The 17,945-nt window shown below is 53.3% G+C and carries 13 protein-coding genes; 4 read left to right on the forward strand and 9 right to left on the reverse strand.

Translation table 11 applies throughout. The features are described from left to right. Positions 1-15: 15 nt before the first annotated feature. The gene (locus GTGU_RS13405) at positions 16-765 is read left to right on the forward strand and encodes an EAL domain-containing protein (protein WP_051857349.1); all 750 of its coding nucleotides are present in this window, start codon (positions 16-18) and stop codon (positions 763-765) included. Here the strand turns inward: GTGU_RS13405 and GTGU_RS13410 are convergent. The 9 genes from GTGU_RS13410 to cadC all read right to left on the reverse strand — a co-directional run bounded on the left by GTGU_RS13410 (position 735) and on the right by cadC (position 13,549). Further along, entirely contained in the window at positions 735-2,672 is a 1,938-nt protein-coding gene (locus GTGU_RS13410) for a heparinase II/III domain-containing protein (protein WP_038157854.1), read from the reverse strand. The two genes, GTGU_RS13405 and GTGU_RS13410, sit on opposite strands and share 31 nt — an antisense overlap. A gap of 11 nt (positions 2,673-2,683) precedes the next feature. Further along, positions 2,684-3,892 (reverse strand): alginate lyase family protein, encoded by a 1,209-nt coding sequence (locus GTGU_RS13415; RefSeq protein WP_038157856.1) that lies wholly within the window; start codon positions 3,890-3,892, stop codon positions 2,684-2,686. A 14-nt stretch (positions 3,893-3,906) separates the two neighbouring features. Next, a complete protein-coding gene (locus GTGU_RS13420; RefSeq protein WP_038157858.1) occupies positions 3,907-4,605 on the reverse strand; it encodes an oligogalacturonate-specific porin KdgM family protein in 699 nt (232 codons plus the stop codon). A 29-nt stretch (positions 4,606-4,634) separates the two neighbouring features. Continuing rightward, a complete protein-coding gene (locus tag GTGU_RS13425; protein WP_038157861.1) occupies positions 4,635-5,891 on the reverse strand; it encodes an MFS transporter in 1,257 nt (418 codons plus the stop codon). A gap of 204 nt (positions 5,892-6,095) precedes the next feature. After that, a complete protein-coding gene (locus GTGU_RS13430) occupies positions 6,096-6,416 on the reverse strand; it encodes a cupin domain-containing protein (protein WP_038157862.1) in 321 nt (106 codons plus the stop codon). A gap of 143 nt (positions 6,417-6,559) precedes the next feature. Beyond that, positions 6,560-8,029, reverse strand: a complete 1,470-nt coding sequence (gene dtpD, locus GTGU_RS13435) for a dipeptide permease DtpD (RefSeq protein ID WP_038157864.1) — start codon at positions 8,027-8,029, stop codon at positions 6,560-6,562. 60 nt (positions 8,030-8,089) lie between these two features. Continuing rightward, positions 8,090-10,234: a lysine decarboxylase CadA gene (gene cadA / locus GTGU_RS13440; RefSeq protein WP_038157866.1), complete on the reverse strand. Its 2,145-nt coding sequence runs from the start codon at positions 10,232-10,234 to the stop codon at positions 8,090-8,092. Positions 10,235-10,313: 79 nt separating this feature from the next. Next, positions 10,314-11,651 (reverse strand): cadaverine/lysine antiporter, encoded by a 1,338-nt coding sequence (cadB, locus tag GTGU_RS13445; protein WP_038157868.1) that lies wholly within the window; start codon positions 11,649-11,651, stop codon positions 10,314-10,316. A 365-nt stretch (positions 11,652-12,016) separates the two neighbouring features. Further along, entirely contained in the window at positions 12,017-13,549 is a 1,533-nt protein-coding gene (gene cadC, locus GTGU_RS13450; protein ID WP_038158010.1) for a lysine decarboxylation/transport transcriptional activator CadC, read from the reverse strand. A gap of 239 nt (positions 13,550-13,788) precedes the next feature. Here cadC and GTGU_RS13455 point away from each other — a divergent pair, with 239 nt between their 5' ends. The 3 genes from GTGU_RS13455 (at position 13,789) to GTGU_RS13465 (ending at position 17,939) form a co-directional block, all read left to right on the forward strand. Continuing rightward, positions 13,789-14,001 (forward strand): YdgH/BhsA/McbA-like domain containing protein, encoded by a 213-nt coding sequence (locus GTGU_RS13455; RefSeq protein ID WP_038157869.1) that lies wholly within the window; start codon positions 13,789-13,791, stop codon positions 13,999-14,001. A gap of 58 nt (positions 14,002-14,059) precedes the next feature. Next, positions 14,060-15,166 carry an alkene reductase gene (locus tag GTGU_RS13460; RefSeq protein ID WP_038157871.1) on the forward strand — a complete coding sequence of 369 codons (1,107 nt, stop codon included), beginning with the start codon at positions 14,060-14,062 and terminating at the stop codon, positions 15,164-15,166. Between the two features lie 343 nt (positions 15,167-15,509). After that, positions 15,510-17,939 carry a DMSO/selenate family reductase complex A subunit gene (locus GTGU_RS13465; RefSeq protein WP_038157873.1) on the forward strand — a complete coding sequence of 810 codons (2,430 nt, stop codon included), beginning with the start codon at positions 15,510-15,512 and terminating at the stop codon, positions 17,937-17,939. The last annotated feature ends 6 nt before the right edge of the window (positions 17,940-17,945 follow it).

Here is a 17,945-nt window from a genome sequence, read left to right on the forward strand (position 1 = left end):
CGTCAGGAAATCAGCATGATGATCAGTAAACCCACCGGAATGCGTTATGTTTTTCAGCCGATGTTTAATCGTGAGGGGAAACTGATCGCTGTGGAGTGTCTTTCGCGACTCGATCCTCTGAAACATCGCGGTTTCTCGCAGGTCGAGCAGTTTTTTAGCACCGCGTCCCCCCGCCTGCGCCAGGACATTTTGCTGGAGCAAATCGCGCTGGTTCGTCGTTATCAAACGTGGTTCCGGGATAACGACGTAATGGTGACGCTGAACATCGATGAACAAACATTGATGGTGCTCGATAACGACTTTGTCGCCGAGTGTGTGAGCGGTCTGCATTGCCTGCATTTTGAGATCAATGAGTTCTCCGGCACGCTGATCAAGCACAGCCAGGCGACCCGGGCGATCTGTGAAAAGTATTCGTTCTGGCTGGATGATTTCGGCGCCGGTTACGCCGGGTTTAGCGCGCTGGCGGTGCAGCCCTTCCGGTTTATCAAAACCGACAAATGCCTGCTGTGGAGCCTGTTTGAGAAAAAAAACGGCCAGGAGTTGATGTCTTCCCTGCTGCGTTTTTTCAGCGCCAATCAGCATCAGGTGATTGTGGAGGGTGTCGAAACGCCCGCCCATCGCCAGTGGCTCGAGGAGATGCCCTGGTTTGCCCTGCAGGGACTGTTGTGGCGGGAGAGCAGCATTGAAACCCTGATGTCACGCATACCCACCCCGCCACTGCGACAGCACGCCGGTTACGCCTTCACCGCCAGTTCGCAGGAATAGCCCGAGCGCGCCTCTTCGACGCGTAACGTGTCATTTTCCCACCCGACGCAAATCTCACCGCTGCCGGTAAAGTCGAACACACAGACGTGGACGATGCGCCGCTGTGTGGTACGCAGGATCAGATACGCCAGGTCCGAGGTTGACGGGTTATCAGGACCGCGCGCCTCAATCAACGTCGTCTCGCCGCCGGAAAAACAGTGCAGGTGCAACGGCGTGTCGGCAGTGTAATAAAGATCAGCGGCCGGCGTCAGCGGCGTCTGGCGGATCGCATGGACATGTGGGAAACAGAGCGTTGGCAGACTGTCGCCCACAGGCGCGGCGTTGAGATGCCACACCGAATCCACCTGCTGCTGATGCGGGTTATCCACTTCATGCACATCGATCAGCCAGCGATCCGTCACCACCACATGTCGGCGAAAGTTGACGTCCTGATAGGCAGCGTCATCCCATTCGACACGGGTTTTGTTGTCCGGCATGGTGATGGGTTGCCGCCAGTTCACCTCAGCCACCAGACAGACTTGCTCGCGGTTCTCTGACCAGCTCACCACCTGAGGACTGGATGGCGGCTGATTACGGCCGTTTACACAGAGCGTGTTGTGGGAAAAGGTGTTTTTGTAGTAGCCATAATGCAACGGCGCGCCATATCCGGTAGTGCCGAGATCGGGCAGCAGTGGTTTTCCATCGCGACAGACGATCAGATCCAGACTCGCGTAATGATCGTGTTCACCGCCGTAGGGCAGATGGTTAATACACACTGCATCTCCCGGCATGGTGCGGATGAGGGTTAAGCCGAGATCCGGTGCATGCAGATGCCCCTCTGGCGGCTGTAAGTGCTCTGCGGGTAGCGCCACGCCATAAAACAACGCATCAATGTTATCGCGCGGGCGGGTGCTGTACAGCCACGACAGCAACTCGCCATATTCCTGCTGGCGATAAACCTGCCAGGCAAATTCATAGATATCCGGGTGGCCGGGTCGCTCCTGCCCTTTTACACAGTCATTGATGGCGGGAAACGTCATGTCGGGCAATAAAAGCTGCAACGGCACGCTCAGCATCTGGCGATACCAGGGCTTATCCAGCAGACTGTAGCGACTTCCCTGCGCCATTTTTTCGAAGGCAAAAAACGCTTCCAGCGCGTAGTAGTGGTAATGGACCGAGCCTTCAAACCACAGACCGCCTGCCGACAGCCCGTGTTGGAGCTGATACTGCAGGCCATACTTGCCATTGACGGCGAAATTCAGGTAACGATCGTTGCCCAGCACTGCGCCAATGATGCCAATCGTGGCGCCGATCTTCACCTCGTGGTTGTGGATCTGGTTGCAGCGATGGGCCATCAAAAATTCCGCGCCGCAGCACAGCAGCCGTTCGGCAATATAACGTTCCTGTGCCCGAGTCAGTTGCCCGCGAATAATGTCAAACCCGCGAGCGAAATCCGCATGGCAGTTCGCCTCGCACAGCGTCTGCGCGTTGGCCTTACCAGGCCCGTTATAGGGAATGCCGCCATGTTCTTCGTAGTCCGGATAATACTGCGCATAGCGCATCAGGATCCCGACCACTTTCTCCAGCCAGCGAGGTTCGTCGGTCAGCAGCCAGAGCACCGCCAGCTCGTAGCAGGCTCTGGCGTTAAGTCCGTTCAGCCAGCGCCACCAGGCGCCGTCATATGGTTCGCCGCTAAATGTCGCGCCGTCGATGGGGCAGCGATGCCGCCCCGGTGAATGCCGATCCCAGACCAGCCGGACGCTGTGATCCGGGCAGAAAAAGTAGTGATTCCAGGTCGCGCACCCCGTTTCCGGGACCAGAATGTCGTTATCAATCACATCCCGGTTGCGGGCGATCAGCGCATTGATGATTTCCGGCGTTACGCGCTGGCGTGCTGACTGGATCTGCGCGTCAGTAAATTGTTTCATCCTTGTCCTGCCTATTTCACCAGTACCGATCCGGGGATCAGCAGATTGATATCCTGCGGATTTTCGTTCGCCAGCAAACGGGCGCTCTGCACAAATGCGGCGTCTTTATACGCTCTTGCCGCCGCCAGCATCGGGCCAGTGGCTTCAGACGACATATAACGCAACTCTTTATACGGCCAGGCCTGCGGTGATTTCCCGGTCTGTTCGCTTATCAACGCGAAGGCTTTTTTCATCGTGCGCCCGTCGAGCTCAAACCCCCAGACGTCGGCGTTGAGCTTCTCGCCGTAGCGCCCCATCCGCGCATACGCTGCCAGTGAAAAGTTGCTGTAATGGAAAGAGCGGGTACGTTCCAGCTCCGAAGTGATTTCGCCCTTGTGGTTCACCTGCGACGCCAGGTGGCGCAAGGTGAAGATGTCGATCTGCGTCGCCGCGCTGGCGTTATCGCCGGTAAACAGGGAAAACGCTGTCACCTGCGCGTCATACCACGCGCCGTGATTGTTGTACCAGTTCGCCTCTTCAAAACCGTTGCGGCTGGTTTTCAGCCACGCGGTGTAGTCGGCATACCATTTCTGATATCCCGCCAGGTCAGTGGAGGGGATCTGCCCTGCCGTGGCGAGCAGCGCGATGCTGTCCGCCACGTCGATCAGCACACGGGTATCAATGATGCCGATACCGCGCCCGTCAACGATCCCCGGGATCGCCTGCGCGTATTTCAGGTGCGGGTTCATGCGGGTGCTGGCGTTAAGGAACCACGCGCGCAGCATCTGCTGCGCTTTCTGCGCGTATTTCACCTCGCCGCTGTAATACCAGGCGAGCGTCAGCGCACGTACATCATCGGAAAACTGCACCATCCGTTTGCTGTCGGTGGCGTTGGTTTTTGAATCCGGGTTGATTTGACCGTCTTTGCGGATGTACGGCAGGCCGTCTTTGCGGTCCGGGTCCGGCCACCAGTAGGGCCCGAAACTGAAATAGTCGTGTTTATCGCCCGATGCCGGGGTCAGGGTTTTATCCGCCACCGACCAGCGCGGATGGCTCAGCGCAGCATCGGCCTGCTTTTGCAGTGCCTGCCAGGCCGCTGTATAGCGGCCATCGTGATGGGCGATTTGTGTTTTGATGTCCTGCATCTGCTGGCAGTCCCAGGTCAGACAGTCCGCGCTGGCGGTGACCGCGAACGCGCCGCTCCAGACGACCAGCGCCAGACAGGCAATTTTAGCTTTCATGAAATGTCCGTCCCTTAAATATTAATGGAAATGCCGACGCGGTAACGGTTTTCAGTCAGCCCTCTGCGCCCCTGATAACTGCCCTGCTGACCCATGTAATCCCACTCGATATAGGGCTGCCAGACTTTGCTCAGTTTATATTTAATGACCAGATCGTTTTCCCAGGCCGACTGTTTGTCATTGTTATAATTAAAGTCATTCACGTAGCGATAAAAGACCGGGTTATCCTGGATATACCATTTATCGTTTTGCCAGCCGAAATAGAGATCCACTCGCCCGACGCTGGCCTTATCCTGATTCCCTGACAGGTCGGTGGAATCATATTGGTTCCAGTCATAACGAAAACGGATGCCGCTCCAGGTGGCAGGCGTCATATTCCAGACAAACTTCACATAGGGGCGGATCTGCGCTCCGTCGCCACCCCAGTGGTACACCATACCGGGCTGCATGGCGACGGTGTCGGTCAGTTTATATTTGTAGTTGCCTTCGATTTCGTTGTAATCGGTGGAGGACTGGTCGAAACCATCGACGCCCTGCTTATTATCGGTTTCCATACTGAGCCAGAAACCATTACTCCACGCTTGGCTCATTTTAAAGCGCGATTCATATTTATGGCTGCCTTCGCGATAACCGCCGCGAATATCGAGGGTGACCGCCTGGCTGACCAGCGGGCAAAAGGCGGCCGCCAGCAACAGTGTTGCTAATTTTTTCATACGTTTTCCCTTAATAAATGTCTGGCGAATTAAGCCGCCACGGTTTGCGTTTTTTGTTGTGGATTTTTAATTAACAGCCACAGGAACATCGCGCCGATTAAATCGAAAATCCCTAAGCCGACGAAAAAGACGTTGTAGCCCACCACCGCCACCATCGCGCCAAGGAACAGGCCGAACAGGAAATTGCCCATGCTGCCGGTAAAGGCCGCGAAACCAGTAGCAGTCGCCACTTCATGTTTTGAGAACAAGTCAGACGACATGCTGATGACCGTGATCGACAGGCACTGATGGGCAAACCCGGCGACACAGAACAGCGCGATGGCGATGTAGACGTTAGTGACGAAGCCGACGCCCGCCATCGAGAGCATTAACAGCGCGGCAAAAGTGAAGGTAATGCGTTTAGAATTGAGCACGCTGACGCCACGGTTGACCAGTATCCGCGACATAAACCCGGCGCACAGGCAACCGAGGTCCGCCGTCAGGAATGGCAGCCAGGCAAACATGGCGATCTCCTGCAGGTTCATGTGGCGCACTGTGACCAGGTAGAGCGGCATCCAGTAATGCAATGTTCCCCACGCCGGGTCAGCCATAAAACGTGGCAGCGAAATCGCCCACAGCGATTTGTTTTTGATGATGGAACGCAGCGAGGCTTTTTCTTTCACCACTTCGATCTGATCGGCCAGCACGGCGTCATATTCCGAGGCGATCATCGCCGGGTGTTTTTCTGGCGGGCGATAGCAGACCAGCCACAGCACACACCAGATAAGCCCGACGCCGCCAGTCACCACGAACGACATTTCCCAGTTGTAATTGACGATAGCCCAGACCACCAGCGGCGGTGCCAGCATCGCCCCCAGCGAGGTGCCGAGACTGTAAACACCGCAGGCCAGCCCGCGCTCTTTCGCCGGAAACCACTCTGCTGTCACTTTCATTCCTGCCGGGTTGAAGGCCGCTTCGGTGATCCCAAGCCCGCCGCGCAACCAGGCAATGGGCAGCCAGGTGCTGCACAGACCGGTCAGCATATTGAAGATGGACCACAACGCCGCCAGAATGGCGAAGCTCAGACGCAGGCCGTAGCGGTCAATCACAAACCCGCAGAGGATCCCGCCGATGGCGTAGGTGAAGGGAAAGACGGAGACAATCCATGAATATTGCTCACTGGACAACCCCAGCGTTTTCATCATTTCTGGCGCCGCAACGCCGAGCGTACTTCTTGCCAGGTAGTTGGTGACGGTCCCCAACATGACAAGTATGATAATGTACCATCGTAAATTTTTTATCTTCATAGCATCCCTTATCCGCAATATTATTAACAGATCACATAAAACAACGTTTGAATAAATTTGAAATAACGTTTTAATTTATGTTATGAGATCATTTGAAGATCATTCAGTGATCACTCTCACAATTAAAAATAATCACATCCGCCAGTTTTAATAATATTTCTGGCGGATGTGATTATGAAAAATATATTCACTGAAAATATTAAATTACAGGAAATCTTCGCGCACAGGCGTGAATGTATCCAGTAATACTCCCGCTTTCAGACAAACACAGCCGTGCGGGATGTCAGGCCGCTTGTAGAGCGTGTCTCCGGCCGTAACGCTCCGTGTTTCGTTACCGATAGTAAACGTAAATTCGCCCGATAATATATAGGTTAATTGCTCATGTGGATGGCTGTGCATTGCGCCGATTGCACCGGTTTCAAAATGCACTTCAACGGCCATTAATTGACCGGCGTGCGCCAGTATTCTCCGGCTTACGCCATTTCCTAAAACTTCCAGATTAGTTTCATTATATAAAGTAAACATTATGCCTCCGCGTAAAATGAAACGCTATTTCACATTAAAAAAAGAGGCAAAAAGAATAAGAAAAGCGCGAAGAAAAAAACAGAGGCGGCGCACGAAATGTCTCTTTTCGCTGCCCGTCAGGGTGACGAACAGCGAAAGGCCGGTTAATCGTGACGGGATTGCTGGATGCGGGGGGTTGAAGAGGTAAACAGCAGGCGGGTACAGATGACCAGCGCCATAATTAGCGCCACGCAAACCAGCGTCCATTCGCCCATTTGCGAGAAAAAGTGACCGTAAGCGGCGATCGCTGAATCGCTGATTTGCGATTCAGTGGTTTGTTGCGCCACCACCCCTGCCAGCCAGTTTGCCACCGCCCCCGTCGCCAGCATGTAGATCCCGGTTAACACGCCGGTCACGCCAGGCATGTTAAGACGGGTGATTTGCGCCATCGCCACCGGGTCAATAAACAGCTCGGCGAAGCCCATCAGCGCCAGACCAGCAATCATCATGCCCATCGACGCCTGACCATGCAGGTCCCCCTGTCGCGCGTTCAGCGCCAGCAGCATAAACCCTGCGCCCATCAATGCCAGCCCGGCGGCGAACTTCATCCATACGCGCAGTACGGAACGCACACTGCCTTCCGGGCGGATAAGCCATGCCAGCACCACGCCCGCCACCATCACCGCGATGGCGTTAACAGACTGGAACAGCGCGGTCGGCACTTCCGTGCTGAACCAGCGACGGTTAACAAAGCGGTCAATGAACAGGCTGATCGAGCTGCCGCCCTGTTGCGCCAGCACCCAGAACAACGTACCTGCCGTCATCAGCATGACAATCTGCCACAGCGCACGACGGTGTTCCGGCGATTTAATCATGATCCGCGCCACCATCTGCGCGGCAAAAACACAGACCAGCGCCAGCAGATAACCCGACCAGTTATTCTCCAGCAGCAACGTGAAAAAGAGCGGTGCCACGCACAGCATCGCCACCAGCCAGCCCCACGCAGGCAGCACAAAGGTAACGCGTTGCAGGGCTGCTTTGTCTACGCCGCGCGTACTGCGGAAGTGACGATGACCACTTAAAAAGATCATCAAACCAATGAACATGCCCACACCCGCCAGCCCGAAGCCAACGTGCCAGCCATACCACTGCGCAGTCAGCCCACAGGCAACTGGGGCGACGATCGACCCGACATTCCCCGCCGCGTACAGCAGCGAAAAACCACCATCGCGACGGTGATCGTCATGATCATACAGTTCACCCAGCAGGCAACTGATATTCGATTTAAACAGGCCATAGCCGCAGATAATAATCGCCAGCGCGAGGTAGAGACTCCATGTCGTATCAGATTCCACGCCCAGCACCACGTGGCCGAGCGTCATTAACAGCGCACCGGCAACAATCGCCATGCGGTTGCCGAGCAGGCGGTCAGCAATCCAGCCGCCAAGAATAGGGGTAACGTAGACCAGAGAAGCGTAAGCGCTGAACAGGCTGATGGCGCGACTGTCATCGAAACCAAGCTGGTGAGTGAGATAGAGGATAAGTAAGGCACGCATGCCGTAGAAGCTGAAATATTCCCAGATTTGAATCGCCACGATGTAATAGATCGCGCGCGGTTGTGAGGGTGTTTTCATGTAATCTCCTTGCGCCAGAAAAAAGGGAAGTGGCAAAGCCACTTCCCTCAGTTACATCAGTTACTTGGTATTTTCTTTCAGTACTTTAACAGTGTAACGACCGTCTGCCTGGCGATAGGCACCGTGGATATCGGTTTCGAAGCCCGGATAGTGAGCGCCGATTTCGCACAGCATCTGCAGGAATTCCAGCACCGGGCGGCTCTCTTCGGTGATCATCTCACCCGGCATAACCAGCGGCACTCCCGGAGGATACGGCAGGATCATGTTGGCGTTGACTCGGCCCACCATCTCTTCGAGGTACACTTCTTCCACTTCGCTATGCAGCTCTTTCTGGAATGCTTTGTACGGGGTCATGACCATTGTCGGCAGCACTTCAAACGCGCGGAACATCAGGTCCGGCAGGTTGTGATGCTCAACCAGTTTATGAATGTTCTGCGCCAGATCCTGAATACGCATGTTTTCGTAGAATTCCGGATCTTCACGGTACAGCGACGGCAGCATGTTTTTCACACGCAGGTTCAGGTCGAACGCGCGTTTGAAGTCGGTCAGCGCACGCAGCAGGCTTAGTGCTTTGGTTTTGTCGATACCGATGCTGAACAGGAACAACAGGTTGTACGGACCGGTTTTCTCAACAATGATGCCGTGCTCGTCAAGGTATTTCGCCACGATGCTGGCCGGAATACCGAAGTCGTCCATAGTACCGTCTTTCTTCATCCCCGGGGTCAGAATGGTGACTTTGATCGGGTCGAGGTACATATGTTCGTTATCGATGTTTTTGAAACCGTGCCATGCGCTGTCAGAACGCAGCGGCCAGCATTCCGGTGAATCGATGTGTTCCGGCTGCCATACGTCAAAGAACCAGCCGTCGGATTCCCCTTTCAGGCGTTTGATCTCTTTACGGAACTTGATCGCTCGCTGGATGGAACCGCTGATCATGCGTTTACCGGCATTGCCTTTCATCATCGCCGCGGCAGTTTCGGTGGACGCCACAATACCGTAGTGCGGAGACGTGGTGGTGTGCATCATGTAGGCTTCGTTGAAGGTTTCTTCGTTAACGTCACCTTTCACATGGATCATGGAAGCCTGAGAGAACGCCGCCAGCAGTTTGTGCGTGGACTGGGTTTCATAAATCACTTTACCTTCCACACGGCCACCGCTCATACCGCATTTGCCTTCGTAAATCGGCGAGAAGTTGGTATAAGGCACCCAGGCTGAGTCAAAGTGGATGGATTTCACATCCAGTGTTTTCTTGATGTAGTCGGTGTTGTACAGCAGACCATCATAAGTGGAGTTGGTGATAACCGCATGTACCGGCCAGGTCGCGTTCGGTGTTTCTTTTACGCGTTTGGCAATTGTCGCATGCTGGAACTCGCTCTGCGGAATACCCCCCAGGATACCGTAGGCGTTACGGGTCGGGCGGAAGTAGATCGGTGTAATGTCGCTCATCATCATCAGATGCGTCAGCGATTTATGGCAGTTACGGTCAATCAGCACAGTGCTGCCTGCCGGCGCGGAGTACATCCCGACGATTTTGTTCGCGGTGGAGGTCCCGTTGGTCACCATGTAGCTGCGTTCGGCGTTAAATACGCGCGCAATGTACTCTTCGGCTTCTTTATGCGGACCACTGTGGTCAAGCAGAGAACCCAGTTCAGAGACGGAAATGGAGATGTCTGATTTCATGGTGTTCGGGCCAAAGAAATCGTAGAAGATGCTACCTACCGGGCTTTTCTGAAAGGCGGTACCGCCCATGTGACCCGGGGTACAGAAGGTGTATTTGCCTTCACGAACATATTTGAACAGCGCTTTGGTCAGCGGCGGCAGAATGGCGTCAATGTATTCGTCGGTATTCTGTTTGATTTTTGCCGCGATATCATCAGCAGCGCCGAGGGCATATTCAAAGAAACGGACCTGCATGCGGAGGTCGTTGAGACTTACATCGAGCGTGGAGTAGGTATTAGCGAAGGCGTACAGCGGCATGTACTCATTCATTTCGCTGATTTCTTCACACAGTTCGAGGTTGTATTTATCCCAGTCGAAAATCACACCGCACAACTGCGCATTGTTTTCGATAAGTTTCAGTAAGTCTTCACGATCATTCGGGTAAACAATGCGGAAGTTCAGACGTTCCAGGGCGCGATGCAGCTCACGGATAGGTTCTTCTTTAAAGTAGACACCCATGTGATTCATGATTGCGATAACGTTCATACTCGTATCTCCAGGTGTAGAAGGCCCCTCCCGTCACGGCGTGACAGGCAAGGAGGGGCACAGAGAAAGGGGTTAAGAATTAATGCGCGTCAGCGGTCTGTGTTTCAGTAGCAACTTTGTTTTGCTGACGTTGGGACATTTTGCGGCCGTAGAACATCAGGATGACCAGGCTGATGATAAAGGTGCCGCTGAGTTCGAAGGAGCCTGCACCCATCAGCGCGATGAAGCAGAAGCCACAACCGAGGATGGAGCAAACCAGGCTTGCGAGGTTACGAATGTTGATGCCTTCGAAACGAATCAGGTCAACGCAAGAGTAGAAGTAAGGCAGCATGGTCAGCAGAACCGCGATACCGGTCAGCTCACCGAACAGATCAGAGGCTTTACCCCCGCTGGAGTTCATCACGGTAATCAGGACCATCAGTGCCGTCATTTTCACCGCAGCCAGCAGCAGGCCTTTTTTCGGAATACCGTTACTGTCGACTTCACCATAGACTTTCGGGAAGTTGCCATCGTTAGCGGCACGCATACCGGCCTGGCCTACCAGCATCATCCAGGAACCCAGAGATGTCAGGCATGCAAAGGCGGTGAAGGCAGAAACCATCGGCGCAGCCCAATTGCCCAGAATGGTAGAAGCACTGATAGCGAACGGCGCACCAGACGCAGCCATTTGCGATGCCGGATACATCCCGACCAGAACCTGCGTGGCGGCGATGTAGACCAGACCCGCCATGGCGGTACCCAGCATGGTTGCCAGCGGCACAGTACGTTTCGGGTTGTTCACCATACCGGTACTCACAGCGGCGGATTCAACACCGATGAACGCCCACAGGCAGAGCAGAATACTTTTCACCACCGCGTGGCTGTCCGTGGTCTGCGAGGTGTTCCAGTTCGCCTGATAAGTGGCAACGTCAAACCAGTGCCAGCCAACAACCGCAGTCATGACCACCGGGATCAGCACCAGTACCAGACCAATCGTGGTCAGGCGGCTTACCCAGGTACCACCGAGCATATTAACGAAGGTGAAAATCCACACAATGGCGATACAGGCAATACCTGCCGGCACCGGGTTATTTAAAACAGGGAAGAAGGTAGAGAGATAAGATACGGCAGTAATACCGATGGCAAGGTTACCAATCCAGTTTGCATGATAATAAAGAACACCGGTCTGGAAACCGAATGCCGGAGATATTTCCCCGGCATAGGCGATTGGGCCACCCTGTTGCGGATTTTTGGTTGCCAGTCGGGCATAAACATACGCCAGAGACATTGCACCAATAATTGAGATAACCCATCCCCAAATAGCAATACCACCAATGCTAGCGAGGTTCGCAGGTAATAACGCAATCCCGCTCCCCATCATATTACCAGCGACGACGCCGGTACAGGCAAAAAGCCCGATCTTCTTGGCAGAACTCATGTTTCTTTTTCTCCTGAGCTTTACTTTGGAGGTGCGGACCATGATGCAAATTATTTATTGATCCGACCGACTGCCAACAAGATTAAGGATTCTTATGAGAGAAGTCCTAAGGATTAAATGAATTAATGGCAAACATCAGACAAATGACATCTTGAGGTTTTTGCGTTAACACATAAACAAAACAAGTTGATGTCATAAAAAGATAAACATCGTTACTTTACAGTAGGTTGAGAGAGAAGACTGGTGTTATAAAGCTGTTATTGGTCGCGATGAAACCGGTGAATCTTAGTAACATGCGGAATATTGTTGATATACATAAAATTAACCTCATCATGCCCATAAAAAGCAGCATGATGAGAGTTTACTTATTCTGAAGAGAGGAAATTATCGAGATACGGAACAACGCGGGTCACGGAAGTCTGAAATACGCCGTTTTCAATCCAGTACAGGGTGTTTTCCCCGGGGCGTAAATTAAACGCGGTAAGATAGGCATCTGCAGCCTGACGGTTGGCGCCTTTCATTTCATATACTTTACCTAGCAACACATAATTCAACCAGGACATCTCCAGGTCGATACCCGTATTAATGGCTTCGAAGGCTTCATTGACGTTGCCTTTACCCAACTGGTCAATCGTACGTATTTGATAAACGATCGACTCATCTTTCATGCCTGGAATATTTTCCACCCGATTAATTTCTTCATACATCGCCGCCAGTTGTGTTCCGTCAAGCGGCTGCTGTGAATGACGTAATACATCCACCAGCACTTTCTCCGCATACGCGTAAGTAAATTCCGGTGACTGCTTTGTTATATCATTGAGAATATCGCTGGCTTTGCCTAATGAATCGACATCGCCGTTCATTAAGAACTGGTGCGCCTGATAGAAACGCGACAGCGAAGTGCTTTGCAGTGGCTGGTACTGCCGGAGCATCTCCTGCATTTTTTCCGGCCACGGCTGTTTTAATGCTTCGGAAAGACTGTTCATCAGGTCATTCTGGATCGTCAGTTGGTTGCCATTGGTAATGAAGTAGCGCTTGTCGAGCATGCTCGACCCGTCGGCGTTATCCACCAGTTGCACTGACATAAAGCACTGCTGCGCGCGGTAGTGACGCTGATTGACGAACTCAATTGACAGCGTTTTGCCGGAGCTGCTGGGCTCATTGACGTTGTAGTTTGTTTTGTCGTGCACCATAAAGGTGGAGTAGGTGTTGAGCGATGTCGTCACCAGGCTGCCAAGCCCGACCGCGTAGGAGCGCTGCGACATCCAGTTATTACAGGAACTGCCATTCTCCAGACGAATGTCTATATCTCGCGGGTTGAGCAGCAGACGGGTTTTCGTGACGGCAGGATGGGATTTTAACGTCGACATCGCCACCAGCGCGACGCAGGTACCGAGCGCCAGCAAAAACAGACACCATACCCAGAAGGTCGCGAGACGCTTACGCTTTTCGGGTTTCACCACTGGCGGGGCCGCAGCCGCGGCAGGGTTGGCGGCGACAGAAACAGGCGGGGTTTCCACCGGCGGTTGTATCTCTGTGACTGGCGTTTCTGACGTGAGTTCTTCGCCCTCTTCTGTACACCACATCACTGGTGCCGTCAGCTTGTAGCCCCGTTTAGGCACGGTAACGATGTATTCAGGACTGCTGTCGTCACCATCTTTCAGTGATTTACGCAGCTCGGAGACACTCTGTGTGACAACATGGCTGGTAACAACGTTACGCGTCCAGACATTATCAATGAGCTCATCACGGCTCAATACTTCGTCAGGATGGCGGGCAAAAAAAACCAGAAGGTCAATTAAACGCGGTTCTAAGGTTAGCTGGCGTCCCTGACGGCTGATTTGATTGACGGAGGGTATCACTAACCACTCTCCGACACGCACAACAGGTTGTTGCATAAAAAAAGCCCAAAAAGCAAAAAGGGAAACGCGGATTATATCATATTCGCGCTCCCCGATTTTGATGAGCCTCACTACCTCTGCGACGTAACCGTGTCTGGCGGATTATTACTTCATGCGCAATAGTCTATTGCCACTATAGGCATTTATCTCACTAATCGGCAGGAATATCCTGTGCCCCATCGTGTTGTTGACCACAGCACTCCGTTACTGAAAAAACAAAACACAGGAATATCTCAATGAAAACCGTAACAACTTTTATTACTGCTGCTGCTCTCTCTCTGTTGGCCTTTGGCGCCTCAGCACAAACCATCTCTGCAACCGGTAATACTCTGGACTCTGCTGAAGCAGCGCTGGCGGCAAAAGCCAAAGCCGAAGGGAAAAGCGAATACAAAATCACCAGCGCCCGCATGGGTAACTTCGTCATGATGACCGCTGAGCTGGATAAATAACATCTGCTGTCATGCCAGTACCGGAGCTCGTCTCCCGTTTAAGTGAGGAAAAAATTCTATGTTATTCGATCAGTATTCACTTAACGCATTGCCGCTGAAAAGCCGCATTGTCATGCCGCCGATGACCCGTTCTCGTGCCGGCGCCGGCGATGTCGCGACCGACGACATGGCGGAATACTATGCGCAGCGCGCCAGTGCCGGACTTATCATCAGTGAAGGCACGCAGATAAGCCAGCAGGGACAGGGTTATGCCTGGACGCCGGGTATCTACAACGAACAACAGATTGCAGGCTGGAAAAAAGTGACTGATGCCGTGCACGCGGCAGGCGGCAAAATCTTTGCACAGCTGTGGCATGTTGGCCGTGTTTCGCATACCGTTCTGCAGCCTGGCAACGCCGCACCGGTCTCCTCCTCTGCCATTCAGGCGGAAGGTGTGAAAGTGTTCGTTGACATAGAAGGCCGCGGCCCGGAAAACGGCGTGGGCGAGATGGTACAGCACTCCATGCCGCGTGCACTGACGCTGGAAGAGATCCCTGGCATTATTGCTGATTACGCCCAGGCTGCCCGTAACGCCATTGTCGCCGGTTTCGACGGTGTTGAGTTACATGGTGCCAATGGCTATCTGATTAATCAGTTTATTGACTCGCGTGAAAACCTGCGTGACGACCAGTACGGCGGTTCGCTGCAAAACCGACTGCGTTTTCTCAAAGAAGTGGCTGAGGCGGTTTCCGCTGCTATCGGTAAAGAGAAACTCGGTATTCGCCTGGCACCGTTGACCACGTTGATGGGCTCCAAAGATGACACGCCGGAAGCGACGTACCTCGCAGCGGCAAGCGTGCTCAATGACATTGGCATCGCGTATATCCATATCGCGGAAGCGGACTGGGAAGATGCGCCGGTAATGCCTGCAGCCTTCAAAGAAGCGCTGCGTATTATCTTCCATGGCACGCTGATCTACTCAGGTAAATACACCGTAGAACGTGCGGAGGAGGCGCTGACCAAAGGCTGGGCAGATCTGATCGGTTTTGGCCGTCCGTTTATCGCCAACCCGGATTTGCCGTATCGTCTGCAGCACAATTTACCGCTGAACCAGCCGGTTCGTGAGCAGTTCTTCGGCGGCGGTAAAGCGGGTTATCTTGATTACCCGACGGTGAATAGCAAATAAGTACATTATGCATTACCCCCCTGAAAAATCCCCGCGTTGACTGCGGGGATTTTTTTTATCTCAATCTGATTAAGAGAAAAAGAGGATTTCATACTTCAACGCTATTCTTATTTCATTTCTTTAACATGAAATAAAATATTTCACATAACCATAAATGAGTAACGATAATAAATTACATTTAAGAATTTATATCATTTATAAAATGAATTCCACACACCGCCATCATGTTCATCACAAAAGCGCGCCATACCTGAATTACAGGAATCTTCATTTGATCGCAATCAATTAACACTCTGCATTATCCCTTTATCGTTTATCACTGGATACCTTAGGGAAGCAGAGAATGAAAAATAAAATAAACGAGATTTTAAATAAAGAAATCTCACGACGGGAAGCGATGACGACAGCGGCCAAAATTGGTTCTGCCGTCGCGCTGAGTAATGCCATTACCTTGCCGTTTTCATCCGTAGCACAAGCCGCAACACCCGCCGATGCCACCACCGGTGAAACCGTACGCCACAGCGCATGCCTGGTGAACTGCGGCAGCCGCTGTCCTCTGAAAGTGATTGTTAAGGACGATCGCATTGTGCGTATCGAACCGGAAGATGCCAGAGACGATGCGGTATTCGGCGAGCACCAGATTCGCCCTTGCCTGCGCGGACGTTCCAGCCGCTGGCGCGTATACAGCCCGGATCGTATTAAGTATCCGATGAAACGCGTCGGTAAACGTGGCGAGGGAAAATTCAAACGCATTAGCTGGGAAGAGGCGACGAAATTTATAGCCGATGAACTGACACGAATTACCGAGAAATATGGTCGTGAGGCCATATATTATCATTACCAGTCCGGAGCTTATTATCACACACAGGGAACGCCAGCCTGGAAACGTTTACTAAACATTTCCGGCGGCTATTTAAATTACCATAATACCTATTCCACCGCCCAAATTGCGACAGCGACGCCTTATACGCACGGCAAATATGCCGGTAGCCATTTTACCGAAATCGCCCATTCTGATTTGGTGGTTTTCTTTGGTCTGAACCTGTCGGAAACCCGTATGTCAGGCGGCGGTCAGGTGGAGGAAATTCGCCGCGCGCTGGAAACCTCAAATGCCAAAGTGGTGATTATCGATCCGCGTTATACCGACTCGGTGATTGCTGAACATGCCGAATGGTTGCCGATTCGCCCGACCACTGACGCCGCGCTGGTCGCCGGGATCGCCTGGACGTTGATCAGCGAAAACCTGATCGACGAAGCAGAGATCAACAAATACTGCGTCGGTTACGACAGTACCACCCTGCCCCCTCAGGCAGCGCCGAATGCCAGTTATAAAGACTACATTCTTGGCACCGGCCCGGACGGCATTGCCAAAACGCCGGAATGGGCTGCTGCGATCACCGGACTTCCGGCAGTGCGCATCAAACAGCTGGCCCGCGAAATCGCCGGGGCGAAAGCCTGTTATATCTGCCAGGGCTGGGGGCCGCAGCGTCACGCTAACGGTGAACAAACCGTCCGCGCCATCCAGATGTTGCCTGCGCTGACTGGCCACTTTGGTCTGCCTGGTACCAACAACGGTAACTGGCCATATGGCACGCCGTACGGTGTTCCGCTGCTGCCGACAGAAACTAACCCGATAACCACCTCGATCCCCTGCTATCTGTGGACCGATGCCATTCTGAATCCGGAAAAGATGACCGCCACCACCATGGGGGTGAAAGGCGCTGATAAGCTGAAAACCGGTATCAAACTGATCGTGAATCAGGCAGGGAACGCGCTGATAAACCAGCACGGCAACATCAAGCGTACGCGCGAAATCCTGGCTGATGAAACGCTGTGCGAAACGATCATCGTGATCGAAAACCACATGACACCCAGCGCAAAGTTTGCCGATATTCTGCTGCCGGAAACCAGCTACCTTGAAGCCGATGATCTGGTCGACAGCTCCTACGCGGCGGGTTCGCACAACTATATGATCGCGCTGCAGAAGACGATCACGCCGATGTGGGAAGTGCGCAGCACCTACGATATCTGCGCGGATATCGCCGGGCATCTCGGTCTGCGGGAGAAATTCACTGGTGGCAGAACGCAGGCAGAATGGGCCGAGTTCCACTATCAGCAAATCAAAGAAAAACGTCCTTATCTGCCGGAGTGGGATGTTGCGAAAACCAAAGGGGTGATTGATCAGCAGGTCGCCACCAACAAGCAGAGCCTGGTGTTCGCCGATTTCCGCGCTGATCCGGTTGCCAGCCCGCTCACTACGCCATCGGGCAAGATCGAGATCTACTCGCAGGCGCTGGCGGATCTGGCGCAGAAATGGACATTGCCGGAAGGCGACCGCATCCCGGCGGTACCGGAATTTTGCGTGGTGAAGGAGTCGCATCTTAATAAGACATTAACGGAGAAGTACCCGCTGCAACTGAGCGGATTCCATACCAAAGGCCATACCCACTCCACCTACACCAATATTCTGGCACTTCACGAAGCGGTGCCGGACGAGGTGTGGATCAACCCGATCGATGCCCGCGCGCGTCAGCTGGAAAATGGCGATCTGGTGCGTGTCTTCAATGATCGCGGGGTTGTTGAGATCCCCTGCAAGGTGACAAACCGTATTATTCCGGGCGTGGCCGCCATGCCACAGGGTGCATGGACCCGCCTGGATAATGACGGCGTCGATGTTGGTCGCTGCATCAATTCACTGACCAGTCATCTGCCCTCGCCGCTGGCGAAAGGCAACCCGCAGCACACCAATCTGGTTGAGATTAAACGCGCTTAAGGAGTG

The sequence above is a fragment of the Trabulsiella guamensis ATCC 49490 genome (assembly GCF_000734965.1).
Lineage (GTDB): Bacteria > Pseudomonadota > Gammaproteobacteria > Enterobacterales > Enterobacteriaceae > Trabulsiella > Trabulsiella guamensis.